We start from the raw sequence: 1,113 nt of genomic DNA on the forward strand, positions 1-1,113 counted from the left end.
CCGTCGACTTCCCCCCGAAGGGTTCCGTCGATTTCCTGCGCTCGACTTGCATGTATTAGGCACGCCGCCAGCGTTCGTCCTGAGCCAGGATCAAACTCTCCAAAGAATTTGATATAGCTCTTGAAAATGACAAAGCTTGCGCTTCAATCAAAACTTGTAAAACTTTTTTTGCCTCATCGTTCAGTTTTCAAAGTTCGTCAGTTAAAGAATTGGTGGAGCCTAGCGGGATCGAACCGCTGACCTCCTGCGTGCAAGGCAGGCGCTCTCCCAGCTGAGCTAAGGCCCCAAAAGTTATGATGGTCGGGAAGACAGGATTCGAACCTGCGACCCCTTGGTCCCAAACCAAGTGCTCTACCAAGCTGAGCTACTTCCCGTTATAAATGGTGCACCCTGAGAGATTCGAACTCCCGGCCTTTAGATTCGTAGTCTAACGCTCTATCCAGCTGAGCTAAGGGTGCGAGACGAATGATTCCCAATGGGATATATAGATGGTACCGAGGGCCGGACTTGAACCGGCACGAGGAAACCCTCGCAGGATTTTAAGTCCTGTGCGTCTACCAATTCCGCCACCCCGGCAAGGTATAATTAGTGCGGTAGACTTTTTTAAAAATGGTGTCGGCGAAAGGATTTGAACCCTCGACCCTCTGATTACAAGTCAGATGCTCTACCAACTGAGCTACACCGGCAGGTGTAAATGGTGGAGGATGACGGGATCGAACCGCCGACCCCCTGCTTGTAAGGCAGGTGCTCTCCCAGCTGAGCTAATCCTCCGATATGTATGCCTGGCAACGTCCTATCCTCACAGGGGGAGACCCCCAACTACTTTCGGCGCTGAAGCGCTTAACTTCCGTGTTCGGCATGGGAACGGGTGTGGCCGCTTCGCTATCGCCACCAGACATATATGAGATTAACATTATTTTTACATAATGTCAAACTTTTTTTGAAAGATTACTCTCTCAAAACTGAAGATTCATCAATACAAACCATTTCTAGATCAAAGCCTCGACCGATTAGTATCATTCAGCTCCACACGTCGCCGTGCTTCCACCCATGACCTATCTACCTCATCGTCTCTGAGGGGTCTTTCTTGATTGCTCAAAGGGAAATCTCATC

6 tRNA genes and 3 rRNA genes are annotated in these 1,113 nt (G+C 49.7%); all 9 read right to left on the minus strand.

The features are described 5' to 3' along the window. Positions 1–106 (minus strand): 16S ribosomal RNA (locus EVJ24_RS15115); the annotation flags it as partial. A 104-nt stretch (positions 107–210) separates the two neighbouring features. Continuing rightward, positions 211–286 (minus strand) — tRNA-Ala (locus EVJ24_RS15120). An 11-nt stretch (positions 287–297) separates the two neighbouring features. Further along, positions 298–374: transfer RNA gene (locus EVJ24_RS15125), tRNA-Pro, on the minus strand. Between the two features lie 7 nt (positions 375–381). Further along, positions 382–458 (minus strand) — tRNA-Arg (locus EVJ24_RS15130). A 31-nt stretch (positions 459–489) separates the two neighbouring features. Next, positions 490–576: transfer RNA gene (locus EVJ24_RS15135), tRNA-Leu, on the minus strand. 34 nt (positions 577–610) lie between these two features. Then, positions 611–686 (minus strand) — tRNA-Thr (locus EVJ24_RS15140). 9 nt (positions 687–695) lie between these two features. Further along, a tRNA-Val gene (locus EVJ24_RS15145) sits at positions 696–771 on the minus strand. A 9-nt stretch (positions 772–780) separates the two neighbouring features. Then, positions 781–896: ribosomal RNA gene (gene rrf / locus EVJ24_RS15150) — 5S ribosomal RNA — on the minus strand. Positions 897–990: 94 nt separating this feature from the next. Further along, a 23S ribosomal RNA gene (locus EVJ24_RS15155) occupies positions 991–1,113 on the minus strand; the annotation flags it as partial.

Source organism: Exiguobacterium sp. SH1S21, from assembly GCF_004337175.1.
In the GTDB taxonomy this organism is placed as follows: Bacteria; Bacillota; Bacilli; order Exiguobacteriales; family Exiguobacteriaceae; genus Exiguobacterium; species Exiguobacterium aurantiacum_A.